The organism is Staphylococcus cornubiensis, from assembly GCF_900183575.1.
GTDB lineage: Bacteria > Bacillota > Bacilli > Staphylococcales > Staphylococcaceae > Staphylococcus > Staphylococcus cornubiensis.
Map to the genome: position 1 here is coordinate 1 of NZ_FXUZ01000012.1, position 26,406 is coordinate 26,406.

Genomic DNA, 26,406 nt, shown 5'->3' on the forward strand with positions numbered 1-26,406 from the left:
AACAACTCATCATTTTCCTACATATTTAGTATAACACCTAGAAAAAATTTTTAAAATTAGCTAGGTGTAGTTCAGTGATGCCAAAATACTTAAAAAAACACTTGCAAAACAGTAAGAAAGGGAAGCCGTAAAGACAATCAAAAAGTCCAAATGTGAGTAATAGGACAAGTTAAACATCCATACTGTTTCAATAGCATCCAAAGTTTTTACGCCTCCGACTGCTTTTTGTATATATTGATATTACGAATGAGTGGTGAAATGCGCATTGAAATGTTGCTAAGACCCATTGGCTGAGTATAAAATCATCCAATCATACGTCATTTTAGTTAAGCGCTAGTCATGTCATTTAAGCCAATGCATGAATTATTTTAAATACCAGCGTAAAAAGAGCCAACCACCAATGAGAATGAGTAGGAAAACTAAAAGAGGAATTAATAAATTGATACTAATCATAAAATAACCTCCAAAAATGATTTAACACTATTGTAACCGGTTATAATATAGAGTGAAAGCAAAAAACAAAAGAAAACCAAACAGAAATAGAAATAAAAATTTCACAGTATAACGAAGCTTCATTTATTTATTGTGAATGCCAAAATGAAAGTAACGCTTAATATTTGAGGAGGATTGGTTATGAAAATACCTAAAATTACAACGTTTTTAATGTTTAATGGTGACGCTGAAGAAGCCATCAAACGTTATACGTCATTATTTGAAGATAGCGAAATTATTACAATGGTGAAATACGATGACACGATTCCAGAACAAGCTGGGAAAGTGCAACATTCCATTTTTACATTAAACGGCCAAGTCTTTATGGCCATCGATAATATGAATGGCACAGATATTGAAATGAACCCAGCGATGTCATTGTATGTGACTGTGAAAGATCAATTTGAAATGGACACATTATATAATGGCTTAAAAGATGGTGGCGCAATTTTAATGCCAAAAACAGCAATGCCACCGCAATATCGTGAATTTGCATGGGTTCAAGATAAATACGGCGTAAACTTCCAACTCGCCTTACCTGAATCAAAGAAATAACAATAGAATAAGCTGAGAAAAAATCCGAGGCTTTCGTTGCATATGGCGAAAAGTCTCGGATTTTTTGTATCATATAGTCAATTATTGTTGGTAATATGATGGCCATTTGTTGTGTTGATTGGATATAGCGTACATACAATATGGGAAACGGAGGAGGGATTTAAATTGGATATCAAAAAATGGCCTTTATACTATGATTTTTATAAAAAGAGGGCCACTACTTGATGGGCATTTAACTTACTTATCGCAGTTCTGTTTGGTATGTTGTCTGGATTGTTATTTTCAGAAGTATTATCTGATGAAAAATCTTTAGCTTTTGAAGGTGTTGATCAGCATACCGCACTCATCATCAATCGAACTATTTTCTCTATTACAGGAGGATTTACTGTTCTATTTTCTATGTTGTTTTTCTTTATTTTGTCTTTGGTCGTGACTAAAATATTGAAAACCAAACCGAGCGCTAAAAGTTTATTTTCCGGAGCAGTGTTACTCGTGTTGGTCATAAATACTGTCATTTTAATCGTCGCTATCATTCAATTTTTATTTGGATTAAACCCGGAAGACTATAATATTTTAAGTTTAAATATATTTAATGCAGGCAATCATGATCCAAACGGCGTACACGGTTCTGGCATTCGCTTTAGTAAGTCGCGAACTGACAACATCTTATATGTTACTAATCCTAATGGGGATATTGGAACGGGTGATATTTCTGTAAGAGCTGCAGAAATAAGAGATTATATTAGAACAATCGGCATGTTAGAAATACGACAATGGAGCGACTCGAAAGCTTTTAATCAAATTAAAGTTGGAGCAGTTAACACAACAAATAGCGTTGTAATGGCTTCGCATAGTGGTGGTAATGCGTATTATGGTGTTGGTGGCGGAAGTAATGAGATGCGAGTTACTAATAACAACGGCTACAACGGAGGTAATACCTCGTACAAACCAGTTCGAGCATCAGCTTTTAATAACGCTTCATTAGCCGAATATAAGAAAGATATTAAAGTGTGGGATTACGATGCTTTGAGCGTAATTGCTAACGAATTAGAATTGTATCAATATCGATATAAAGGTGATACAGATGACCAAATGCTACACAGAGGTGTTGTAATTGGTGCAGGTTATTCTACACCGGCTGAATTTGTTTTTGGTGACGGTGTTAATTTATATGAAATGCTGACATGGTCGCTCAGATCCATACAACAGTTAAACGAAAAAATCAAAGAACTGGAGGAACAATTAAATGAACAAACTACAAGCTAATCCACAATTAACAATTGATTATCTAACGCAAGAGGTCGCACGACTTACACAAGAGAATGCAATGTTAAAAGCAATCATTCAAGAACAAAATACAGATAATGAAGCGTCTGACGAATAGTTAGGCGTTTTTATTATATATAAAATTATTTTAGGAGGAATTTATAATGGAACAATTTACAGAGTTTTACTTAGTAGAGGTGAATAAAAATGGTGAGGAAAGTGCGCTAATGCAAAATTATTCAAATAGTTTTGTACGTGGTGCATCACCTGCGAATGCGTACAAATTTAAAGATGAGGAGCAAGTTAAAAAAGTATGTAGCATGCAAAATATGCTTGCAGGGATTTTTAACAACGGTACAAAAACGTATTATGTTAAACAAGAAGTGACGCGTACAAAGTACAATCAAGACGGTACAGTGTACGAAGAAACAGCAGAGGAGCCGTCAATGAGAGAAGAGACAGAATAAACCTCTAAACAAATAGAGATAGAGGAGGTACAGTTATTTGAAAAAGCAAACTTTTAGTGAAACGATTGCATTTGTTTTAATTTTTGGATTAAGTGCTTTTACTTTTGTAAGAGCGCTTTTTTGGTCTTATGAACAAAACAAAGTCATTAAAGATTCTGAATTTTATTTGAGATTGCATGAAGTGATGCCTATTTGGGCGTGGGGTTATTTATTGATGATTGCGTCCATAATTTTGATGTCATCGGCTTTTTTTCTGCCACGACAACCTTACAATAACATATGTAATTGGTTGCTTTTAGTGGGCGGATTATCAAGCGCTATTATCTATTTTTTGATGACGAGTGCAAGTATATTCAATGCGATTAATTGGCTGACATGGGCACAATTTGCTGTATTAACTGTTGTGTGTGGTGCGATTGGTTTTCTCGGAGGTGCGGCGATTTATGAACGACGACAATAAATTCGTTTTAAGGCACGAATGGGAAAATTCAAGAGGTAAGATATATGAGAAAATTAACGAGAATGATCGTAAACACACAGAAGCACTGAACAAATTAGAAAAGACAGTTGATAGACAGGTTTTATTACAAGAGCGTGCCTTTGAGTCTCAAGAGCGTTCAGAAAAACATCTTGAAACATTAAACGAAACAATGCTTAAATTTGGTAATGACTTTACAGAGATTAGATTTAAAGTACAAACACATGACGAAAAACTAGAAGACATTTCTAACGACATCTCAGAAAAACAAAAAGGAAATGTACAAATTACAACGACGATTATTACTGGCATTTTCGGCGTTATCATGGCAGCGCTAGGATTAGCGCATTACTTTTTTTAAGGTCGGCACTGATGTGTCGGCTTTTTATTTAAGGAGGAAATAAATATGGAAGATAAAATTAAACAATTTATCGCTTTAATCGGTGGCTTTGTAGGTGCTTTATATCTAGCGTTACAAGCTAGCGGAATTAGTGCTGAATGGATTAACCCACAAGCAGTCGACGCGTGGATTAACGTATTAAATACAGGCGTGCCATTAGCATTAGTGGCTTATGGTGTGTGGAAGAACACATTTATTGTTAAAAAATCAGCACGTGAACAAGAGGAATATTTGAAGCAGAAAGGGCTGAAATAAGAATGAATTTAAACGATACAGAAAAACTCGAAGGCATCGGCGATGTTTCTGAAAAGGAAATTAAAAATATTGAATTACAAAATCATGAAAAAGATGAATTTATTGGATTAGAAGCAGATATTGAGGAGGATTCATTATGGGATACAAAATAGTTAATATGTGGACACCATCGTATTTATATCCATACAAAGCGCCGTACTATATGCACCCTAATAAGTTAGCGATTCACAACACAGGAAACACTGCCACTGCACGTAATGAAGTTGCTTATATGAATGGTAATCGTAATTACGTATCTTATCATGTTGCAGTAGATGACAAGGAAGTCGTTCAAGCCATTCCTTTCAATCGTAACGCTTTCCATACTGGTGATGGTATTGGTTTAAATTCAGGTAACCGAACAGCTATCGGTATTGAAATTTGTTATTCTATGGATAACGGATATAGCGGTGCAAAGTCTGAACGCTATAAAAAAGCGGAAGACAATGCAGCTTTATATGCAGCACATGTGTTGCATCAATACGGTTGGGGTATTGATCGTATGTATCAACATTACTGGTACAGTGGCAAGGATTGCCCACACAAAATGCGTGCTACTGGAACTTGGGCAGAATTTGAGAATAAAGTCCAACATTACTTGAACCAAATCAAATCAGGTAAAACACCATCTAAGCCTAAAGCGAAATCTAAAACTTCAAAAGTAGGAGAATGGAAACGTAATGAATATGGGACGTTATATAAAAAAGAAAAATTTAGATTCACTGCAAATTCGGATATTATCGCTCGTTTAGAGGGGCCTTTTAGAAGTTGTCCAGTTGGATATACATTTAAAAAGGGCGGATATGTTGATTATGACGAATTGATGTTACAAGATGGCCATGTTTGGATTGGATATACGTACAAAGGTAAACGCTATTACTTGCCTATTAGAACATGGGACGCTAAAACTGGTAAAGTTGGTAAGTTGTGGGGAACTATCAAATAAAATGTGGTATAATAAACTTACACGACATGATTAAAGGGTAGCTTATACGGCTACCCTCTTTTTTTATGTTATAATACATATAGATTACCGGTAACCAATCCGGCTTTATTTACCACTACCTATACTAGTTAAGGGTGGTGGTTTTTGTGTTCGTATTTATGTTTGGACTTTAAATCTTATTAATATATTTGTAAAATAAGTAGTGAAAGGGGGATTTAGAATGGGTATATCATACAAAGGCATAGAATATGATAGAAATCTAAGTCAAGCTACAGAAATAGATCCGTATATTTTTTACACCAATTCTTTGGAAATGAGAACAAGTATCACAGATTTTATGATTAACTTCACACAGCACACGCCTAACGGTTTTGTTGAAAATAGGAATATAATGATGAATCCTAGTTTGGCAAAACAGTTAAGGAATGCACTTGATGAAGCAATCAATCAATATGAGGAGATTCACGGACCGATAAAAGATATTGATACTCTTCAAAACGAATTTGACGAAGTGATTAAAGATGAGTCGAATTAATACCTATCCAATCAATAATCACCCCAAATTTACAGATAAAAAAGAGATAAACTCTTTACCGAGATATTACAATTCTTATAATATCAGAAGTGTTGGGAATACTCTTATTTCGGAGGTGGATACAATGTCATTAGATTATATTACACGCCCTGAATTTGAACAGCATCAAAAGCACATGGACACAAGATTCGATAATGTAGAGTTGAAAATTGATAACGCCGTAAAAAGTTTGAAAGAAGAAATAAACTTAGAAAAAGTCACATCAAAACGCTTTTGGATTGGTGTATCGATTCCAGCAATTATAAGTTTGATTAGTATTGTAATAAACTTGTTCTTTTAACCACACTCTAACCGGTGTGGTTTTTTTATGAGAAAAATTAAAAAAAGATGAGGAAAAGGGTTGTTAATCACGATTAATCGTGATATAATATATATAGAAAGTTGAAGGGAGGAAAAAAGAATGCTAGAAACTTTCGAAAGAATAGAAAATATCGTCTTTACAGTAGCATCGACAATAGCGGTCATCAAAGCACTGAAAGACGATAATAAGAAATAAGGTTACGCCCCAAAAGGGGCAACCTTTCTAATTAAATTCTAGCATTTAAAAACTATGAAAACAACTTCTATAATTTTAATAATACTACTATGGATTAATTTGTTTATTGGAAATTCATTCACAAGCACAGCATTAACTTTAGCAACAACTTTGGTCATTCTTAAACTATACAAAAAAGGTGATTAACTTGAATTTTGAAAACGTGAAGCAAGATATAAAAAAGTTATTCAAAGTACAAAATGGCAGTCAAATATCAAAAGCGACTGGTTTGCCATATCAAACTGTGCAAGATTTAAGAAATGAAAAAACTAATTTAGATGATGCCAGACTCAGAACGATCGAAAAACTATACAACTACCAAAAACAACTAGAAAAAGAAAACGAATAAGTTAACCCCGCCTGCAATAGGTGGGGTTTTAAACGTTTTTAAAACGAGGAACGTCTCGGGGACGTTTTTCTATACTTTTAAGATTTCGGGGACGTTTTGAGGACGTTCAGCGTAAAATACTACATTCAACGAAAACCAACCAAACACAACAAAACACCGTCATACCAACGTTTTAAGTCACGTGATACAACGGTGTACTAACGAAAAATAACCAAAATACGGAAATTTTAGCTGCGTTTGATTTAAAACTTATCCTTCAAAGCTATTTATTCATGTTGTAATTACATGCGACAGGTAAGTATCTCTTAAGCGGTCTGCTATGATTTCAACACTGTTTTTAGTTTTAATATTACTATTCAATATCATCGGAGCATTATTTTAAGTTCAATCATATGACAAAGTTTCATTAATTTATTGTTGCCGTATAGTAATCAAATGTTTATAGAAATTTCATCTGGACTTTAAGGAACATTTCTAACGGCGGAGGAAATTGGTGGGTTTGTTGGAGCAATATTAAGTGGTTTTGTCAATAAATCCTTGTCGACCAAATGTTTAATGCTTTTTTTAGCATGTTCGGGTTTGATGTTAATGCTAGCAACTCCGATTTATTATATATTCCCAAACATTATTATTCTAGCTATTTCTCCAGCACTATTTAGTTAATTCCTTTCCATTTTTAATATCCAATTTTTCTCTATTGTTCAAAAAGACGTAGACAATGAATTTCTTGGTAGGGTCTTTGGAATCATCTTTACGGCAGCTTTTCTTTTTATGCCGATTGGTACAGGATTTTTTTCAGTGGTTTTAAATCCTAACAATCCCTTTAATCTTTTTATTATTGGGGTATCTATTAGTATATTGTCACTAGTATTTGGTGCGTTATTTAAACGGTGTAATATGCGTTAACTGTTCTTTCTAGGTAGTATTAAGTAATTATACGCCCACAAAAGAAAAAGCACTTCGTCAATTTCTATAGAACAGACTCAAAAAACCGTAGCGTGAAGGTTTGAAGAAGGATATTTATCAAATCTATATTAAAAGTCAAAAACGATACGGAAACCCCAAAATCACACAAATACTAAGGCGTCAGGGACATACTGTAACTCAAAGAACTGTCAGTAGATTGATAAAGAATCTTGGTATAAGGTCTATCACAAAAAAGATATACAAGGCAACGAGCCATTCAAAGCATCATCTTCCTTTATACCTCAATTTATTGAACCAACAATGGTAGTGTTTGGGTAGCTGACATCACGTATGTATACGCAAAAGAAGGATGGCTTTATTTAGCCACAGTCATGGATTTGTTTTCTCATAGAATCATTGGTTGGGCGATGGCACCTCGTATGACTAAAGAACTTGTGATGTCAGCTTTAAACAAAGCGTATACAATTCAAGAACCTAAAGAGGGGTTAATCTACCACTCAGATCAAGGAAGTCAATATGCCTCAATAGAATATCAAAATTTACTACGTGAAAAAGGAATTCAGAGCAGCATGAGTCGTAAAGGAAACTGTTACGACAACGCATGTATAGAATCTTTTCATAGCATCATCAAAACTATAAAACCAGAAATGATGCGATGTTTAGCATTGTGGAGTGTATTCTTACTTTTTACAATACCAAAAAGTTGCATTCAACGCTCAATGATATGTGCCCATTGAATTTGAGAAGAAATACGCAACAAAATAACCTAGCTCATAATGTACTTTTTGATTTTCAAAAGTACATTATGGGCTAGGCAAGCAAGCGAAGCGCGGTAGAATTCTCTTTTTTTTCTGTATCCAGTTTCCTAATATAGATCCATTGCATTAGTTGGTGTTTTAATATAATTTATTACAGGCTCGTCGCCAACGGATTATTATTACTAGTTTAAATGTTTTTGAGATAGGAAATAAAAATTTTAGAATTAATTAATTTACAAACTTTATATAGGATATTATATTTGGGGAGTAATGCTCTTTGAAACAAATAACTTAAATGGAAAGCTAGTTTTATTTGGGCTATTATTTATGTATTAATATTTATATCCTTCTTTTTAATGGGAGGTTATATACTACAAATTATATAAATAGATTGGGGTTTTTATTTGAAAAGAATAAGTAATAACAATATTTTTTGGATAATTGTTTGCTTGATAGCGATTATAGTATCAGAATTATTTATAAAACCTTTTGGACTATCATTCTTTTTTTCGTTCATTTCACAGATAATATTATTTACTTTTTTAATGGTTTCAGTTCATGAATTTGGGCACTATGCTATTGGTAAATTAGTAGGTTTTAAATTAATTTTTTTAACAAGTATTCTAGGCATTAAATCATATAAAAAATACTATGTAAAAGCACATATGAATTTATCAACAGGTTATACTGCAATGTATAAACCAATACATTTAGGAAAATGCACTAAGAAAGAGATTATATTATTCTATTTAGGAGGGGGCTTCTTTAATTTATTATTTGTTTTTTTATTTATGTTTTTTTCATATCTTGTGGACTTTCAAATAGCTACATTAAATTACATAATACTAGCTAACTTATTTATTCTATCTGTTACTTATATTCCTTCCGATAACAATGATATGGATAAAGTCAAAAAAATATTTAAAGGTGATAAAAAGGATTTGAATAATTTTAATGTACAAAGCTTACAAGCTGACCCTAACAGTTCTTCAGAAGAAATTATACAAAACACGAATTATACATCTAACGAATTAACAAATAGTATCATAGAATTAGCTAAAATTGAATTGTATTCAAGAAATGTAAAAGATATTAAAAAAATAAGAGACATGAGTTTTGATTATAAAAACAAAGAACTGCTTTGGCAATTAGAATTTTTCCAAAAAATCTTTGAATATATTGATACCAAAACTATTACAGTCAATATGGAAAAATCATTTTCGAATAGTGTAGTTTATGAATATCCGATACTAGCTAATATTGTCCAATATATATATAAGGGGGATAATAGAGCGCTTGAGGATGCGAGAAAAAATATTTACCAAGTTGGGGCAATTAATAAAGTTAGAATTATAGAAAACTTCATGAATGCTATTAAATAATTTTATAATCAGTTGCTTTAACAAAGCTTTTATAATATTAGTGAGTGTTAGTGTAAAATTTCACTTGCTGTATTATCGATATGGAAAATAGTAAACTAATTGACCCAAGTATTAAAGAATTTTCAAATCATGAAATGAAAGATTTATTTGTCGGTTCTGAAGTAGAATTAAGAGGAACTCCTTAGAACTATAAAACTAGGAATGAAGCGATGTTTAGCATTGTGGAATATATCCTTACTTTTTACAATTCTAAAAGAGTACATTCAACGTTAAATGATATGAGCCCCATTGAATTTGGGAAGAAATACGCAACAAAATAACCTAGCTCAGAATGTACTTTTTGATTTTCAAAAGTACATTCTGAGCTAGGCAAGCAAGAGAAGCGCGGTAGAACTCTCTTTTTTCTGTGTCCGTATTCTTGATATAGATTCATCTATTTCCTTATACAACATAAAGAAGTCACGATGGGAAAATGTGCTTGAAGACTTTAGATTTCAGTAAGTTGACTATTATAGATGAAAAATATATTGACTATTCAAGAATATATCATTTTAAAAATCCAAATGAGAAGAACTTTTATCTAAAGAATTCAAACCGTAGTTTCTCACGAGTTAAGAACTATGTAAATAAGTATATTGAGATTTGTTCTATGAGTGAAAATGGAGATACTCTTACTTTTAGAACTTTGAACCCATATAGATTTAGCACGTTGCGCAACTTCCATAAAGAATTAGGGATAGCTATTTCCAAACAAGATTTTATTGATCAATTAAGAAAACAGTCTCTTTATTAATATATAAAACGGTTCATTACTATATTAGGTAGTGAACCGTTTTACATTTTTCTGCGTTACAATAGTGAAAGTGATATTAGGGTTTGAGATGGACCCTTCATTTTCTAAGTTAAATTCGATACTACAGTCTAATAAAAAGCAAATTTTTTACACTTCTTCAGCTTTCAACTGACGAATCATATCATAGTCTGGTGTGGCATAAAGTGTCTTCTGATTATCGTATGTCACAAATCCTGGTTTACTGCCACTTGGTTTATGCACATGACGAATGGCTGTATAATCAACCGGAATTTGACCTGATTGACCTGCTTTTGAAAAGTATGCCGCAATCATCGCCGCTTCTTCAATCGTTTGCTCACTCGGCGCATCATTTAAAATGACAACGTGACTTCCTGGAATGTCTTTCGTATGGAACCATAAATGCGATTTTTGCGCGCGTTTATTCGTTAAATAGTCATTTTGTTTATTATTTTTACCGACTAAAATGGTATCGCCATCTGTAGAAACATAGGATTGTAATTGGATTTTTTGTTGCTTTTTCTTTTTCTGTTGTTTCTTTTGTTTTAAAAAGCCTTGTTCAGCGAGTTCTTCACGAATGTCGTCAATTTCATGCACTTGAATATGTGACAACTGTTGCTCAATATTCTCAAAATAAGCGATATTTTCTTCTGTTAAGGCGATTTGGTGTGTCAGTTCTCGCTCACGTGTTTTCATACGATTATATTGTTTGTAATAGTATTGCGCATTTTCAGCAGGTGACTTTTGTGGATCTAATGGAATCGTCACTGTTTCACCTGTATAGTAATTTACCGTTTCTAACTGGCGATCTCCGGGTTTCAGTTGATAAATATTTGCTGTAATCAATTCACCGTACAATTGTTGATTCTCTTTTTCTTCTGTTCCCGCTTGTTCATCAACGAGTTTACTCAATTTATTTTGATATTTTTGAAGCAATTGTTGGACGAGTTTCACTAAATCATTGGCACGTTGCTTCACACGTTCACGTTCACCGCGTGCATCATAAAATCGGTCGAGCAACTCATGTAGTGACTCGTACATGACACAATCATCGTAAAACTGTTGGAGCTTCATAAAGTAAAAGTCTTCTTTTCCCGTTTCATGATTTTTATGGAACACGGGTTGTGGCGCTGTAGTTGTTTCCGCCATTACTTCATCAAACGCTTCAGGTAAGGTTTGCGTTGTCATAAAATGGCGTCTTCCTGTAATCTCTTTAGCGATGAGTGGTGAAAATCCTTCAAATGTTTGTAATAATTGACGATCAATTTTCCCCGCATTGAAATCAATATGTTGTAATACTTGTGCACCAGTATAATCATAAGGGTTTTGTTTATGTTGTGTCGGTGGCGCTTCATATTGAAAACCAGGCATAACCGTTCTGAATTGATTCGTATTTGGTGTGAGATGTTTAAAGCCTTCTAAAATTTTACGTTCTTCATTAACAAGAATCAAATTACTATGCTTGCCCATGATTTCTAAAATGACAGTACGATGAATTGTGTCGCCAATCTCATCTTTACTTTCAACGTCCATTTCGATACGGCGGTCATTTCCGATTTGACGAATGGCAAGTATGCGTCCACCCTCTAAATGTTTACGGAAGACACGCGCAAACATCGGTGGTTCGAATGGATTATCATATTTTTTTGTAGTGAGATGAATCCGTGCAAAGTTCGGGTGAATGGACAACAACAATTGATGGTTTTGGCGTTGCTGTCTCACAACCATGATGATTGTATCGTTTTCCGGCTGATTGATTTTATGAATACGTCCGGAAACGAGGAATTGTAAATCTTCTACCATTTTTCTTGTAAATACACCATCAAATGCCATAATTATCTGCCACCTTTAAAAATTTTCATTACATTATTATAACATGCATACGAAAGCACGTCAGAACTAAAGTTTTCGCTTGGACCTCTATGCAATTCAATAAAAATTGTGGTAAGATATGTTAATAAATAGAAGAATAGCGAAGAAAGGTCGTAAGGCATGGATACTGAAAAAGGCTTACTTATAGTACTCTCAGGCCCTTCTGGAGTTGGCAAGGGCACAGTTAGAAAACGTATTTTTGATGATCCTCACACATCTTATAAATATTCCATCTCAATGACAACACGTCAAATGCGAGAAGGCGAACAAGATGGGGTTGATTATTTTTTCAAAACGAGAGAAGAATTTGAAAAACTCATCGAACAAGATGAATTTATTGAATACGCAGAGTATGTAGGAAATTATTACGGCACACCTGTGCAATATGTCAAAGATACGATGAATGCAGGTCACGATGTATTCTTAGAGATTGAAGTTGAAGGGGCCAAGCAAGTGCGCAAAAAATTTCCAGATGCGCTATTTATCTTTTTAGCACCACCAAGTCTTGATCATTTAACAGAGCGTCTAATTGGTCGTGGTACTGAATCAAAAGAAAAAATTGAAAGTCGCGTAAAAGAAGCGAAAAAAGAAGTTGAGATGATGAATCTTTACGATTATGTTGTCGTGAACGATGAAGTAGATTTAGCGAAAGACCGTATTCAGTCAATTGTTGAAGCTGAACATTTAAAGCGAGAACGCATCGAAGCGAAATATAGAAAAATGTTATTGGAGGCCAAAAAATAATGTTATACCCACCGTTACACCAATTACAAGATAAAATTAACTCTAAATATTTAATTGCGACAACAGCAGCGAAACGTGCCCGAGAGTTACAAGCTGACCCTGAAAATCTGTTATTAGATAGTTATGAAAGCAAAAAAACAGTAGGCCGTGCGTTAGAAGAAATCGCCGCAAATAAAATTCATCCCCATGTTGATGAATCAAACTTTTAATTCAAATACAGACAATTCATGTCTCTAATTTATACGCTTTTCAAAGTTGTCTCCCTCAGTTGAGATGATTTTGAAAGGCTTTTTTTAATCATTAAAAATAACGTGACGATATGGATTATCATTAATTTTTCAACTTTAGTCATGATAAATGAAAGCTGTTTAATCAAAATGAAAATTAGATTTAGAGCGTATGGAGCTCAAAATTTTTGGTTTTTCACCTTATAACCTTGCCTCATTGATTCGCATCATTTGATTTCAAAGTGCTAAAATAGGCGAGACTCCTGAGGGATAAAGTTCAATACAAATGCATGTCTTTAAACTTTGAAAGTGGCTACCATTTAACGCAGTAGCTGTCTGACTTCTCAATGCGACCGCTTTTGAGAAGTCTAGTGTACCTTTCAATCAAGTCGAATTGAGTTGAGGCAAGTCCCCCTAGGAAACGCGAGCCTATGAAAGCATTTATGAAGATTTAAAAGGTTATCAATGAGGATCATTTGATTAAAATATTTCTATTAAGACAATTAAAAATTTTTATATCTTAGCCCGTGACATTGAAAAGCAACGACATATGAAACAAAACGGTAAATATATTATAATGCTTTTAAGAGTGAAAAAAACAGGAGTGGAAATGATGAAAAATATTTTGCTAGCTGTAACTGGCGGTATCGCTGCATATAAAGCCATAGATTTAACAAGTAAACTGACTCAAGGGGGTTATGATGTACGCGTGATGTTAACAGAACATGCGCAACAATTCGTAACACCTTTATCATTTCAAGCGATCAGTCGTAACGCGGTTTATACGAACACTTTTTTAGAAGAAAATCCAGCTGAGATTCAACATATTGCTTTAGGGGATTGGGCGGATGCGATTGTCGTTGCACCTGCGACAGCGAACATCATTTCAAAATTAAGCCATGGAATTGCGGACGATATGGTAACGACGACACTGCTCGCGACAACCACACCGAAATTTATGGCGCCTGCAATGAATGTTCATATGTATGAAAATCCACGAATTCAGGCCAACATTCAAACATTGATGGACGATGGTTACCATTTTATTGAACCTGGAGAAGGCTTTTTAGCATGCGGCTATGTCGCGAAAGGACGTATGGCGGAACCACTCGAAATTAAGGCCGTGTTAGATCGCGCAGGCCATGACAATACAAATCAAGAACAATCTGCTTTTTACCGCAACAAAAAAGTATTAGTGACTGCAGGCCCCACTGTTGAAACGATTGATCCCGTCCGTTTTGTGTCCAATAGAGCATCGGGGAAAATGGGATACGCCATTGCAGCAGCACTACAAAAAGTCGGTGCAGATGTGACGTTGGTGACAGGTCCGACTTCTATCGAGCCACCGCGCAATGTTGAAGTCGTGCAAGTGACAACGGCTGATGAGATGTTTCAAGCAGTGAAAAAGCGTTTTGGACAACAAGATATTATCTTCAAAACTGCGGCGGTTTCTGATTATACACCTGTTGAACCGTTAGCGCATAAAATGAAAAAACAAGACGGAGATGTGACAGTTACTTTCAAACGGACACAAGATATTTTGAAATATTTAGGTGAGCGTAAAACTACGCAAAAACTCGTTGGCTTTGCGGCAGAAACACAAAATATGGAAAGTTATGCACAAGACAAACTCGCGCGTAAAAATGCAGATGTCATTATCGCTAATAATGTAGGTGACACGTCTATCGGTTTTAGTTCGGATCAAAATGAAGTGTCGCTCTACTTTAAAGACGGCACAACGGCAACATTACAGAAGGGACCTAAAAAGAAATTGGCGTTCCAAATTTTATCGATATTAGAAAGTAGATGGGATGTATGATTGCACAAGTTATCGTAGACGTTTCATCTAAAAGTGTTGATAAAACGTTCGATTACAGGATACCCACTGATTTAGAAAATGTCGTACAGCCTGGCGTACGTGTCATTGTGCCGTTTGGTCCGCGAAAAATTCAAGGGTATGTCATGTCGTGTGTGCCTGATGAAGCAGCAGAATATGACTTAGACAAATTGAAGCCCATTATTGAAGTGAAAGATATTCAGCCAGAACTGACATCAGAACTCGTTCAACTGAGTGACTGGTACAGCCGGTATTTTGTCTCAAAACGCATCTCGATACTTGAAGCGATGTTGCCGAGTGCGATTAAAGCGAAATATTCGAAAGCTTTTAAGTTAAAAGATGATGCGGATTTACCTGATGAAGTGGTCGCGCATTTCAATAAAGAAGGGCTGTACTACTATAAACAAGCGCAACAGGATGAAAATATTGAGCAGTTACTCGCTTATTTAAAAGAAGGACAAGTGGAAGCGGTCACGATTTTATCACAAAACACGACAAAGAAGACGCGACGTGCTGTAAGAGTCGTGTCTACTGAAATGGCTGAATCTTATTTGGAAGTAGCCCAAAAGAAACCGAAACAATATGATGTGCTCGCATTTTTATTGGATGAACGTCATCGGGATGTATTATTGCAAGAATTAAAAGAAATGGCATTTTCTACTTCAGCCATCAATACGTTAGAAAGAGCAGGCGTTATCGAAAAATATGATGCGGTTGTCGAACGCAATCCATATGAAGGACGCGTTTTCGAACAAGAACAAAAGCGTGAACTGACTAACGAACAACAAATCGCATATGATGCCTTATTGGAGTCTGTTAAACGCCAACAAGCCGAAACGTTTTTACTACACGGTGTAACGGGGTCAGGTAAAACAGAAGTGTATCTCCAAATTATTGAAGATGTCCTTGCACAAGGTAAGGAAGCGATGATGCTTGTGCCAGAAATCGCATTAACGCCTCAAATGGTATTGCGATTTAAACGACGCTTTGGTGATGAAGTTGCTGTTTTACATTCTGCTTTATCGAACGGTGAACGTTATGATGAATGGCAAAAAATCCGTGATGGCCGTGCACGTGTCAGTGTAGGGGCACGTTCAAGTGTGTTTGCGCCGTTTAAAAATTTAGGCATGATTATTATTGATGAAGAGCATGAATCGACGTATAAGCAAGAAGATTATCCACGTTATCATGCGAAAGATATTGCAGAATGGCGTAGTCGATTTCATCAATGTCCACTCGTGTTAGGCAGTGCGACGCCGAGTTTAGAAAGTTACGCGCGTGCTGAAAAGGGTGTTTATACGTTATTATCGATGCCGTCACGTGTCAATCAACAGCCGTTACCGGATGTCGAAATTTTAGATATGCGTGAGGAATTGGCAAATGGCAATCGTTCGATGTTTTCAGAGCGACTGGTGGAAGCGATCGAACAACGACTCGCGCGCAAAGAACAAGTCGTCCTCTTTTTAAATCGCCGAGGATATGCATCATTTATGTTATGTCGAGACTGTGGTCATGTGCCACAATGTCCCAACTGTGATATTTCATTAACGTATCATAAGTCGAGTGATCAGTTGAAATGTCATTATTGTGGTTATCAGGAACAAACGCCATTTCAATGTCCTAACTGTGAAAGTGAACATATCCGTCAAATGGGGACAGGTACGCAACGTGTGGAAGAGCTGTTGCAACAACAGTTTCCGGATGCGCGAACGATTCGCATGGATGTGGATACGACGACTCGAAAGGGAAGTCATGAAAAATTATTGAAACAGTTTGGTGAAGGTGACGGTGATATCCTTTTAGGGACACAAATGATTGCAAAAGGATTGGACTTTCCGAATATTACACTTGTCGGCGTACTCAATGCGGACACCATGCTGAACTTACCTGATTTTCGCTCGAGTGAACGGACATTCCAAATTTTGACCCAAGTGGCAGGGCGTGCAGGTCGTCATGAGAAAAAAGGGGAAGTCATCATTCAAACGTATAATCCGGATCATTACGCGATTAAAGACGTGCAACAAAATGATTATTTGAACTTTTATCGAAAAGAAATGCAGTTTCGAAAGTTAGGGCAATATCCGCCATACTATTATTTAATTAACTTTACGATTACACATGAAAAGACGAAAGAAGTACTGCAAGCGGCGACACACGTCCATCAAATTTTGTTGCAGCATTTGACAGATAAAGCATTCGTGTTAGGGCCATCACCGTCAGTCATTCCACGTATTAACAATGAGTACCGCTTCCAAGTGTTAGTGAAATACAAAAGCGAACCGTCGCTCATCCATGCACTGACGTACTTAGATGATTATTATCACGAAATGTTTGTGAAAGATAAATTAGCACTTAAAATAGACATCAACCCTTACATGATGATGTAAAAACAGACATAAAGTGCTGATATACCAAGCGTTTCAAGGAGAATGGAAATCTTAAATATATAATTAAGGGCAATCAAAGGGCAAATGGTTCAACGCGATAGATTTACAAATTTATCAGTGAACGATTTGTCTTTCTTTTTTGCGTATGAAGCATGATGAACGATGACTTTTTTGTTATGATGACGATGAGAGACTATCGCAATTTCGGTGAGAATAAGCTATAATATAATGATAAATTTTCGTGAGGGGCGATGAAGGATATGATCAGAAAAATTAAAACACATATGCATCCCATTTTAAGGAAAAAAGCAGCGCCTGTAACTGCATTTGATGCGCATTTAAAAGACATCATTCAAGATTTGGAAGACACGTTATATGATGCAGAAGGTCAAGCGTTAGCGGCACCGCAAATTGGAATCAGTGAACGTGTCGCAATTGTCGATATGGAACAAGATGGTTTGTTACAACTGATCAATCCTGAAGTCATTGCCCAATCAGATGAGACAGCGACAGAACTGGAAGGGTGCTTGAGCGTGCCAGGTCGTTTTGGTGAAGTGACACGGAGTCGGATGATTACTGTTCGTAGTTATGATTTGAATGGCAATGAAGTCGAAATGACGGCTTATGATGACATTGCACGTATGATTTTACATGTCATTGATAACTTAAATGGGGTTTTATTTGTAGATATTATGGATCGAGAAATTTCAAATGCAGAATTGGAGGCTTATTTAGAAGATGAGTAAAATTATTTTTATGGGGACACCTGATTTTTCAACCGCAATTTTAGAAATGTTAATCGACACTGAAGAGGTGATTGCAGTTGTCACTCAACCCGACAGACCTGTGGGACGTAAACGCGTACTGACACCGCCTCCAGTGAAAAAGGTTGCTGTGGCACATGATATTCCTGTATATCAACCTGAAAAGTTAACTGGCTCAGAAGAACTCGATGCCTTACTTAACATGGAATGTGACTTAATTGTAACAGCGGCGTTTGGTCAATTGTTGCCCGAATCCTTACTTGAACATCCAAAATTCGGTGCGGTCAATGTGCATGCGTCATTATTGCCGAAATATCGTGGCGGTGCGCCGATTCATCAAGCGATTATCGACGGTGAGGCCGAAACAGGTGTAACGATTATGTACATGGTAAAAAAATTGGATGCCGGTGATATCATTTCACAACGTGCGATTCCGATTGAAGACACTGACAATGTCGGTACGATGCATGATAAGTTAAGTGCACTCGGTACGGATTTATTAAAGGAAACACTGCCTGCGATTTTAAATGGGACGAATGATCGCACGCCACAAGATGAAGCGTTAGTGAGTTTTGCTTCGAACATTCAACGTGAAGATGAACGTATTGATTGGACGCAAGATGCACGTACGATTTTCAACCATATTCGTGGTTTATCTCCATGGCCTGTTGCGTATACGACGTTTGATGCTAAAAATATGAAATTATATGAAGCCCAATTCGTAGCAGGACGATCGGGGCGTCCAGGTGAAATTATCGATGTTACGAAAAAGGAAATCATTGTCGGAACAGGCTCAGACGATGCGATTGCACTAACAGAAATTCAATTAGCAGGGAAGAAAAGAATGCCAGTTGCACAATTTTTAAGCGGTTTCCAAACATCTCTAGTTGGAAAGGAACTCATCTAAATGGTCACAGTACGTGAATTAAGTTTAATGACAATTGAAGCGGTGTTGAAAGACGGGGCTTACAGTAATTTAAAAATGAATGAGATGCTACAAACGTACCCATTAAATGCAGCGGACCGTGGTTTATATACAGAACTTGTGTACGGGACGATTAAGCGCAAATTGACGTTAGATTATTATTTAAAGCCGTTTATCAAAACGAAAATTAAAGGCTGGGTTCGTCGTTTACTATGGATGAGTCTTTATCAATTCCTGTATTTAGATAAAATACCGACGCATGCGCTGATTAACGAGGCAGTGAATATCGCAAAGAAACGTGGCGGGACACAAACAGGGAATACGGTCAATGCGATTTTACGTCAAATGACTTCACAGCCGCTTCCAGACATTGCTTCTATTAAAAAGCAACCTGAGAGACTCTCTATTCAGTACAGTATACCGACATGGATTATCAAACATTGGTTGACACATTTCGGGGCAGAAACGACAGAAGCGATTGCCGCGAACCTGCTTCTCCCTGGAACACAAACTGTCCGTGTGAACCGTACACAAATCACAGTAGATGAAGCGATAACACGTTTGGCTTCTGAAGGGTTCGATGTGCAACGTGATGCACATCTAGATGTCTGTCTTCACGTATCAGGTCATGGCGTGATGACTTCTGAACTGTTCGAAAATGGATGGATCAGTATTCAAGATAAAAGTTCTATGTTTGTAGCTGAATATATGGGATTACAACCGGGTGACCACGTATTAGATAGTTGTAGTGCGCCTGGAGGTAAAGCTTGTCACATGGCTGAAATTTTAAACGGTCAAGGTACAGTGCTCGCAACAGATGTGCATGCGCATAAAATACAATTAATTGAGCATAATATCCGCAAATTACATCTTTCGGGTATTCGTGCTGCACAACATGATGCGACACAACCGTACGACCAACAATTTGACAAAATTTTACTTGATGCGCCGTGTAGTGGGCTTGGTGTCCTGAGACATAAACCGGAAATTAAATATATGATGACACCACAAGATGTAGAGGGCTTAGTAGATTTACAATTACGGATTATAGACAATGTTTCTAAGCATTTGAAAGTAGGGGGCACATTGGTTTATTCCACATGTACGATTGAACAACTTGAAAATGACAATGTGATTTATACATTTTTGAAGTCTCATCCTAACTTTGAATTTGATCCTATTGAAGACCCACGTACACACGAACCAGTGAAAACATTGCAACTATTGCCGCAAGATATGCATGCAGATGGCTTTTTTATAACGAGAGTAAGGAAGAAAGGGTAGACGATATGATTACTGCTGAAAAGAAAAAGAAGAATAAATTTTTGCCAGACTTTGAGAAACAATCTATTTACTCATTGAGATTTGATGAATTGCAAAATTGGTTAAAAGAACAGGGCCAACAAAGCTTCCGCGCCAAACAAATTTATGAATGGCTTTATGATAAACGCGTGGATGCTTTTGAAGAAATGACAAATTTATCAAAAGAATTACGTCAACTTCTCGCTGATCATTTTACGATGACGACGTTAGAAACGGTAGTGCGTCAAGAAAGCCGTGACGGTACAATTAAGTTTTTATTCGAATTACAAGATGGCTATACGATTGAGACAGTATTAATGCGTCACGACTATGGTAATTCTGTATGTGTCACAACGCAAGTAGGCTGTCGTATCGGTTGTACGTTTTGTGCATCGACACTCGGTGGGTTGAAACGTAACCTAGAAGCGGGCGAAATCGTATCACAAGTGTTAACCGTTCAAAAAGCATTAGATGAAACGGACGAACGTGTCTCTTCTATCGTCATTATGGGTATTGGTGAACCATTTGAAAACTACGATGAAATGATGGACTTCCTAAAAATAGTGAACGATGACAACAGTTTAAATATTGGTGCACGTCATATTACAGTTTCAACGTCAGGGATTGTACCAAGAATTTATGATTTTGCGGATGAATCACTTCAAATTAACTTTGCAGTGAGTTTACACGCAGCGAACAATGAAATTCGTTCTAAATTAATGCCAATTAACCGCGCTTACGATGTGGATAAATTGATGGAAGCGATTCAATATTATCAAGAAAAAACAAATCGTCGTATTACTTTTGAATACGGATTATTTGGTGGGGTGAATGATCAACTTGAACATGCACGTGAATTAGCGAAATTGATTAAACCACTGAACTGTCATGTCAACTTAATTCCAGTCAACCATGTGCCAGAGCGTAATTATGTGAAAACGCCTAAAGATGACATTTTTAAATTTGAAAAAGAATTAAAAAAATTAGGCATTAATGCTACAATTAGACGTGAACAAGGCGCTGATATTGATGCAGCATGTGGACAACTAAGAGCAAAGGAACGTCAAGCAGAAACGAGGTAGAACATAATGTTAAATGCAGAATTTTTTTCAGTAGCAGGGAATTTTCGTGAAAACAATGAAGATGCAGGTGGCGTGTTTTACAATAAAACGGAGCAACAATTTTTAGTACTATGTGACGGTATGGGCGGTCATCAAGCAGGTGAAGTCGCATCTCGATTTGTTGTAGATGCATTGCAAGAAAGATTTGAAGCGGAAAATTACATTGAACCTGAACAGGCTGAATCATGGTTGAAACATCAACTTCAAATTGTCAATCGTGATTTATATGACCAAGCACAACAAAATCCCGAATATCACGGTATGGGGACAACTTGTGTATGTGCATTAGTGTTTGATCATCATATTGTTGTAGCAAATGTAGGGGATTCACGCGCCTATTTAACGAATGGTAGAACAATGGATCAAATTACGATTGACCATACATTCGTGAACCAGCTCGTGATGTTAGGTGAAATTACTGAAGAAGAAGCTTTCGTACATCCGAGAAGACATATTATTACAAAAGTGATGGGCACAAATCGTTTTGTAACACCTGACATTTTCACTAAACGCACTCAATTTTACCAATATCTGATTTTAAATTCTGATGGTTTAACAGATTATGTGAAGCCACACCAACTTCACGAACTCTTGAATGACAATGAAAGTATTCAAGAGATAGGTGAAAAAATGCTGACACTCGCGGATGAACATGAAGCTAAAGATAATGTTTCATTTATTCTCGCTGAAATTGCAGGTGAACCTGTATGATTGGGCGTTTAATTGATGACCGTTATGAGTTGAAGCAAATTCTTGGTGGCGGTGGCATGTCGAATGTGTATGTTGCGATGGATACGATATTGAACCGTCAAGTCGCTGTGAAACTCATTCATATACCACCAAATGAAAAGCAAGCGACGATCCAACGTTTTGAAAGAGAAGTTCAAAACACAACGATACTGACACATCCGAATATCGTCAGTGTATTAGACGTGGGCGAAGAAGTAGACTTTTTCTTCCTCGTGATGGAGTACATTGAAGGGCCAACACTTGCTGATTATATTAAAGCGAATGGACCACTGAAGCCGGAAAAAGCCCTTTATTTTATCGAGCAAATTTTAAGTGGTATTCGTCATGCACACGAACAAGGGATTGTGCATCGTGACATTAAACCGCAAAACGTGATGATTGATCGTAATCAAACGTTGAAAATTGTAGACTTTGGTATTGCGAAAGCACTCAGTGAAACGGCGATGACACAAACGAATCACGTCGTCGGTACAGTGCAATATTTATCGCCTGAACAAGCAAAAGGTGAAAAAACAGGTGAACGTTCAGACATTTATTCAATCGGTATTGTCTTGTATGAAATGTTGACGGGACATCCGCCTTTTAATGGTGAAACAGCAGTCAGTATCGCCATTAAGCAAATTCAAGAATCTGTACCGAATGTGACAGATACGAGAAGAGATGTGCCACAAGCGTTAAGCAATGTTATTTTAAAAGCAACTGAAAAAGACCAAAGTCATCGTTATCGTTCAGTGTCAGAAATGGCGCACGACGTTATGTCGACTTTAGACCCGAGTCGTCAAAATGAACCGATTTACCAAGTTGACGGCACTGCAACGAAAACGGTACCGATTAATAAAGATGCATTAAAAGCAGAACAAGTGAAACAAGATCAACCTGTTAAAAAAACAGCACAAATTCCAATTGTCACACCTGAGAAGCAACGCGAAGTGCCACCTAAACCGAAACCACAACCAACCTATTACAGCCCACCACCGAAACGTTCAGGCCGAAAAAAATGGATTTTTGGTGTGATTTTATTACTGTTATTAGGAAGTTTATTTATTTTTATGGGGGCAGCGATGACAGGTGATAAATATAGTCAAGTCCCTGAAGTGTTAGGAAAATCTAAAGCGCAAGCCGAAAAATTATTGAGAGATAATAAATTGACTGTCGGCGATATTACGTACGACTACAGTGATCGCTATAGTAAAGACCAAGTGATGACAGTCGATCCAGAAGAAGGCACTAAAGTTGAGCAAGAAAGTAGCGTCGACTTGGTGATTTCAAAAGGTCAACGTGTTGAACAAATGCCGAATTTGATAGGTATGACGAAACAAGCAGCTGAACAAAAATTGAAAGAATTAGGCTTTAGTCATGTGACATTTACGACGGCTTATACTGAAAATAATATTGAAAAAGGTAGTATTGAAGCCCAAAGTATTCCAGCAGGTCAAAACGTTGCTGTTACACAAGATAAAGTTGAAATCACTGAATCTTTAGGTAAACGTCAAGTATATGTCGGCGATTATACGAATAAAGACATTGATGATGTGAAATCAGAATTAGAAGAAAAAGGTCTCGTTGTTGAAATTGAAAAAGAACGTTCAGACCGCCGTGTGAAGAAGCATCATATTATCAATCACTCTCCTAAAAAGGCTAATGTCGATGAGGGGGATACTGTGAGCTTTATCGTTTCTACAGGTGAGGAAGATTCTGATGATGAAAGTGATTCAGCAGCGAAGGCATACAGTGAGACTGTCAATATTCCTTATACAGGGAAAGATGATAAGCCTCAGAAAGTAGAGGTTTACATTACAGATAAGAATGATGATGGTCAAAGTCCTGCCGAAACGTTTAATATTACGAGAGATACGCCGCAAACGATGCGATTTTTGATTGATAAGAATAAAGCGGCGAAGTATGTCATCAAAGTAGATGGCAAAACAGTGGCGAGAAAGACGATTGATTATGATGATTTTTAAATGATTTTGTTTTTTAGCATTTCGGTATTTTTTCAATCCTACTGATTGCTGAACGATGCTTTGTTAATTTAATTTTTTAGCCTTATTGATGCAATCTAGGGCTCGCGTTCCTAGGGGCTGCCCCTACAACTAAATTCAGCTTCATTGTAATACACATTTGAAGGAAGCTGAATTGGATTTTCCGGGTCAGCTAATCCCTCAGGAGTCTCGCCCGGATTGCAATTCAATAAGGCTTTTTGTGTTTTGAGGAAAGCATCGTTCAAGCAATCTGTTTCGGTTATGAAGACAAGGTTATACATTTATGCTAAAACATTGAATCCTTCATCTTTTGTTTGTGTGGGAGTGGAAAGTTAGAGAGTGCAGAATAATTCTTTCTAAATAAATTTTAAGCCTTATTGATGCAATCTAGGGCTCGCGTTCCTAGGGGCTGCCTCTACAACTAACTAACGCTTGATTTAACTATTACATTTGCTGAAGCGTTAGTGGATTTTCCGGGTCAGCTGATCCCTCAGGAGTCTCGCCCGGATTGCAATTCAATAAGGCTATCTTTGTTTGGAAGGAAGTATCGTTCAGGCAATCTGTTTCGGTTATGAAAACAAGGTTATACATTTATGATAAAACAATGAATCCTTCATCTTTTGTTTGTGTGGGAGTGGCGATAGTGAATGAGATATGGTTTTTGATGTATCAAGGGTGAAGGTAATTTCACATGATGAGAGATTCATACTTAAATGGTATGATAAGTATGCTGTGAAAATGGATGTGATGTTCATGCTCACAGTTTTTTTCTGTTTTTTTAATACAAGTCGCTTTAAAAAAACTGTTTTGTATATGTCGTTAATTGTGAGATACGGGTTAAGAGTATGGAATGCAGACTATTGTGATAGGAATAAAGACGAATTTTTGATTTTTGCATTACAAATTATTTATAACCACGTATAATAAGAAATGAAAATTTAAAAATGTTTTCGGGGGGAGTCACAGTGGCAAAGAAATTACCAAAAGATACGGGATTAGACAATACACTTAAAATCATCAACGAAGCATACACGTATGTACCTAAACGACTAGAACAATTTGGGACGAAAGCTTTTGAAACACGCGCATTAGGGATGAAGCCTGTTGTGGTCATTAGTGGTAAAGAGGCAGCAAAATTATTTTACGATAATGATAAAATTTCAAGAAAAGGCACGTTGCCGAAACGTATTGTACATACTTTGTTCGGAAAAGGGGCAATCCATACGACAGAAGGTAAAGTGCACGTTGATCGTAAAGCGCTATTTATGTCATTAATGACTGAGAAAAATTTGAAATATTTACGTGAATTAACGCGTAATTATTGGTTTATGAATACTGAACGTATGCAAAATATGGATGAAGTCAACGTCTATCAAGAAGCGGGCCTGATTTTAACTCAAGTTGGTTTTCGTTGGGCTGGTTTAAAACAAACGGATGAAGAAGCGGCTAAAAATGCGGAAGATATGAATATCATGATTGATTCGTTTAGCGGGCTCGGTCAATCTTTGAAAGGGTATCGTGAAGCGAAAAAGGCGCGTGCACGTGTTGAACAATTTTTACAAGACCAAATTGAAGCTGTACGTGCGGGTGAGCAATATGCTGAGCCTGGAACAGCTTTATATGAGTTTGCGCATTGGAAAGACTTAAACGACCAACCTATGGATCCACATTTATGTGTAGTGGATTTAATGAATATTGTACGTCCTCTTGTTGCAGTCAATCGATTTGTAAGTTATGGTGTTAAAGCGTTGATTGAATTTGATCAAGAACGAAAAAAATTACAAGTGACAAATGATGCGAATTACGCGTATAAATTTGCTCAAGAAGTGCGTCGTATTTTCCCATTTGTACCGTTTTTACCAGGAAGATTAACAAAAACGGTTGAATTTGAGGGGTTCAAAATTAAAAAGGACACATTGGTCGCGTTAGATATTTTCGGTACGACACATGACCCTGAATTATTTGAAAATCCATATCAATTTAATCCAGACCGCTTCGAAAACTGGGATGGCAGTCCATTTGATTTGATTCCACAAGGTGGTGGTGATTTCTATACGAATCATCGTTGTGCGGGTGAATGGATGACAGTAATTGTGATGGAAGAAACGATGCAATATTTTGCAAATAAGATTGATTTCGATGCACCAGCACAAGATTTATCTGTGAAATTAGATCAATTCCCAGGTAAAGTGACAAGTGGGACCATCATTAAAAATGTATATCCAAGAATTTAATTTGGA

25 protein-coding genes and 2 pseudogenes are annotated in these 26,406 nt (G+C 36.5%); 26 read left to right on the plus strand and 1 reads right to left on the minus strand.

Annotated features, from left to right (window positions below; translation table 11 throughout):
- Positions 1 to 633 precede the first annotated feature (633 nt).
- The 15 genes and pseudogenes from CCE82_RS09925 to CCE82_RS13390 form a co-directional block, all read left to right on the plus strand.
- On the plus strand, positions 634 to 1,047 hold the full coding sequence (locus CCE82_RS09925; protein ID WP_086429238.1) for a VOC family protein: 414 nt from the start codon (positions 634 to 636) through the stop codon (positions 1,045 to 1,047).
- Between the two features lie 273 nt (positions 1,048 to 1,320).
- Positions 1,321 to 2,313, plus strand: coding sequence for a tail fiber domain-containing protein (locus tag CCE82_RS09930; RefSeq protein ID WP_159454534.1), 993 nt, complete (start codon positions 1,321 to 1,323; stop codon positions 2,311 to 2,313).
- Positions 2,294 to 2,431 (plus strand): hypothetical protein, encoded by a 138-nt coding sequence (locus tag CCE82_RS13075; protein WP_020220195.1) that lies wholly within the window; start codon positions 2,294 to 2,296, stop codon positions 2,429 to 2,431. Before CCE82_RS09930 ends, CCE82_RS13075 begins: the two co-directional genes overlap by 20 nt.
- Before the next feature lie 46 nt (positions 2,432 to 2,477).
- Positions 2,478 to 2,780 (plus strand): hypothetical protein, encoded by a 303-nt coding sequence (locus tag CCE82_RS09940; RefSeq protein WP_086429240.1) that lies wholly within the window; start codon positions 2,478 to 2,480, stop codon positions 2,778 to 2,780.
- A gap of 37 nt (positions 2,781 to 2,817) precedes the next feature.
- Complete coding sequence (locus CCE82_RS09945) at positions 2,818 to 3,240, plus strand: hypothetical protein (RefSeq protein WP_086429241.1); 423 nt, start codon at positions 2,818 to 2,820, stop codon at positions 3,238 to 3,240.
- Positions 3,224 to 3,619 (plus strand): hypothetical protein, encoded by a 396-nt coding sequence (locus CCE82_RS09950; RefSeq protein WP_020219677.1) that lies wholly within the window; start codon positions 3,224 to 3,226, stop codon positions 3,617 to 3,619. The genes CCE82_RS09945 and CCE82_RS09950 overlap by 17 nt, the downstream gene beginning before the upstream one ends.
- 45 nt (positions 3,620 to 3,664) lie before the next feature.
- Entirely contained in the window at positions 3,665 to 3,913 is a 249-nt protein-coding gene (locus tag CCE82_RS09955; RefSeq protein ID WP_086429242.1) for a phage holin, read from the plus strand.
- 2 nt (positions 3,914 to 3,915) lie between these two features.
- Positions 3,916 to 4,065, plus strand: a complete 150-nt coding sequence (locus CCE82_RS13080; protein ID WP_020220199.1) for a hypothetical protein — start codon at positions 3,916 to 3,918, stop codon at positions 4,063 to 4,065.
- On the plus strand, positions 4,050 to 4,898 hold the full coding sequence (locus CCE82_RS09960) for an SH3 domain-containing protein (protein ID WP_065520752.1): 849 nt from the start codon (positions 4,050 to 4,052) through the stop codon (positions 4,896 to 4,898). Before CCE82_RS13080 ends, CCE82_RS09960 begins: the two co-directional genes overlap by 16 nt.
- Before the next feature lie 220 nt (positions 4,899 to 5,118).
- Positions 5,119 to 5,433: a DUF3467 domain-containing protein gene (locus CCE82_RS09965; protein ID WP_020219674.1), complete on the plus strand. Its 315-nt coding sequence runs from the start codon at positions 5,119 to 5,121 to the stop codon at positions 5,431 to 5,433.
- Positions 5,434 to 5,557: 124 nt separating this feature from the next.
- Positions 5,558 to 5,773, plus strand: coding sequence for a hypothetical protein (locus CCE82_RS09970; RefSeq protein ID WP_015728850.1), 216 nt, complete (start codon positions 5,558 to 5,560; stop codon positions 5,771 to 5,773).
- 403 nt (positions 5,774 to 6,176) lie between these two features.
- On the plus strand, positions 6,177 to 6,377 hold the full coding sequence (locus tag CCE82_RS09975; protein ID WP_015728984.1) for a hypothetical protein: 201 nt from the start codon (positions 6,177 to 6,179) through the stop codon (positions 6,375 to 6,377).
- A 997-nt stretch (positions 6,378 to 7,374) separates the two neighbouring features.
- Positions 7,375 to 8,118 (plus strand): annotated as a pseudogene (locus tag CCE82_RS13385) (IS3 family transposase); the annotation flags it as partial.
- Between the two features lie 348 nt (positions 8,119 to 8,466).
- Positions 8,467 to 9,444, plus strand: a complete 978-nt coding sequence (locus tag CCE82_RS09995; RefSeq protein ID WP_086429245.1) for a site-2 protease family protein — start codon at positions 8,467 to 8,469, stop codon at positions 9,442 to 9,444.
- A 197-nt stretch (positions 9,445 to 9,641) separates the two neighbouring features.
- A pseudogene (locus CCE82_RS13390) lies at positions 9,642 to 9,764 on the plus strand (IS3 family transposase); the annotation flags it as partial.
- 620 nt (positions 9,765 to 10,384) lie between these two features.
- Here CCE82_RS13390 and CCE82_RS10010 read toward each other — a convergent pair.
- The gene (locus tag CCE82_RS10010) at positions 10,385 to 12,088 is read right to left on the minus strand and encodes an Rqc2 family fibronectin-binding protein (RefSeq protein WP_086429247.1); all 1,704 of its coding nucleotides are present in this window, start codon (positions 12,086 to 12,088) and stop codon (positions 10,385 to 10,387) included.
- A gap of 159 nt (positions 12,089 to 12,247) precedes the next feature.
- Between CCE82_RS10010 and gmk the strand changes: the two genes are divergently transcribed.
- The 11 genes from gmk to CCE82_RS10070 all read left to right on the plus strand — a co-directional run bounded on the left by gmk (position 12,248) and on the right by CCE82_RS10070 (position 26,400).
- The gene (gene gmk / locus CCE82_RS10015; RefSeq protein WP_086429248.1) at positions 12,248 to 12,871 is read left to right on the plus strand and encodes a guanylate kinase; all 624 of its coding nucleotides are present in this window, start codon (positions 12,248 to 12,250) and stop codon (positions 12,869 to 12,871) included.
- Positions 12,871 to 13,080: a DNA-directed RNA polymerase subunit omega gene (rpoZ, locus tag CCE82_RS10020; protein WP_086429249.1), complete on the plus strand. Its 210-nt coding sequence runs from the start codon at positions 12,871 to 12,873 to the stop codon at positions 13,078 to 13,080. The genes gmk and rpoZ overlap by 1 nt, the downstream gene beginning before the upstream one ends.
- 631 nt (positions 13,081 to 13,711) lie before the next feature.
- Positions 13,712 to 14,917: a bifunctional phosphopantothenoylcysteine decarboxylase/phosphopantothenate--cysteine ligase CoaBC gene (gene coaBC / locus CCE82_RS10025; RefSeq protein WP_240507198.1), complete on the plus strand. Its 1,206-nt coding sequence runs from the start codon at positions 13,712 to 13,714 to the stop codon at positions 14,915 to 14,917.
- On the plus strand, positions 14,914 to 17,322 hold the full coding sequence (gene priA, locus CCE82_RS10030; RefSeq protein WP_086429251.1) for a primosomal protein N': 2,409 nt from the start codon (positions 14,914 to 14,916) through the stop codon (positions 17,320 to 17,322). Before coaBC ends, priA begins: the two co-directional genes overlap by 4 nt.
- Positions 17,323 to 17,582: 260 nt before the next feature.
- Positions 17,583 to 18,068: a peptide deformylase gene (locus CCE82_RS10035; protein ID WP_086429252.1), complete on the plus strand. Its 486-nt coding sequence runs from the start codon at positions 17,583 to 17,585 to the stop codon at positions 18,066 to 18,068.
- On the plus strand, positions 18,061 to 18,993 hold the full coding sequence (fmt, locus tag CCE82_RS10040; RefSeq protein ID WP_086429253.1) for a methionyl-tRNA formyltransferase: 933 nt from the start codon (positions 18,061 to 18,063) through the stop codon (positions 18,991 to 18,993). The genes CCE82_RS10035 and fmt overlap by 8 nt, the downstream gene beginning before the upstream one ends.
- Positions 18,994 to 20,295 (plus strand): 16S rRNA (cytosine(967)-C(5))-methyltransferase RsmB, encoded by a 1,302-nt coding sequence (gene rsmB / locus CCE82_RS10045; protein WP_086429254.1) that lies wholly within the window; start codon positions 18,994 to 18,996, stop codon positions 20,293 to 20,295.
- A gap of 5 nt (positions 20,296 to 20,300) precedes the next feature.
- On the plus strand, positions 20,301 to 21,395 hold the full coding sequence (gene rlmN / locus CCE82_RS10050; RefSeq protein ID WP_086429255.1) for a dual-specificity RNA methyltransferase RlmN: 1,095 nt from the start codon (positions 20,301 to 20,303) through the stop codon (positions 21,393 to 21,395).
- Between the two features lie 6 nt (positions 21,396 to 21,401).
- On the plus strand, positions 21,402 to 22,145 hold the full coding sequence (locus CCE82_RS10055) for a Stp1/IreP family PP2C-type Ser/Thr phosphatase (protein WP_086429256.1): 744 nt from the start codon (positions 21,402 to 21,404) through the stop codon (positions 22,143 to 22,145).
- Positions 22,142 to 24,148: a Stk1 family PASTA domain-containing Ser/Thr kinase gene (pknB, locus tag CCE82_RS10060; protein WP_086429257.1), complete on the plus strand. Its 2,007-nt coding sequence runs from the start codon at positions 22,142 to 22,144 to the stop codon at positions 24,146 to 24,148. The genes CCE82_RS10055 and pknB overlap by 4 nt, the downstream gene beginning before the upstream one ends.
- A gap of 983 nt (positions 24,149 to 25,131) precedes the next feature.
- A complete protein-coding gene (locus CCE82_RS10070; protein ID WP_086429259.1) occupies positions 25,132 to 26,400 on the plus strand; it encodes a cytochrome P450 in 1,269 nt (422 codons plus the stop codon).
- Positions 26,401 to 26,406: the final 6 nt, after the last annotated feature.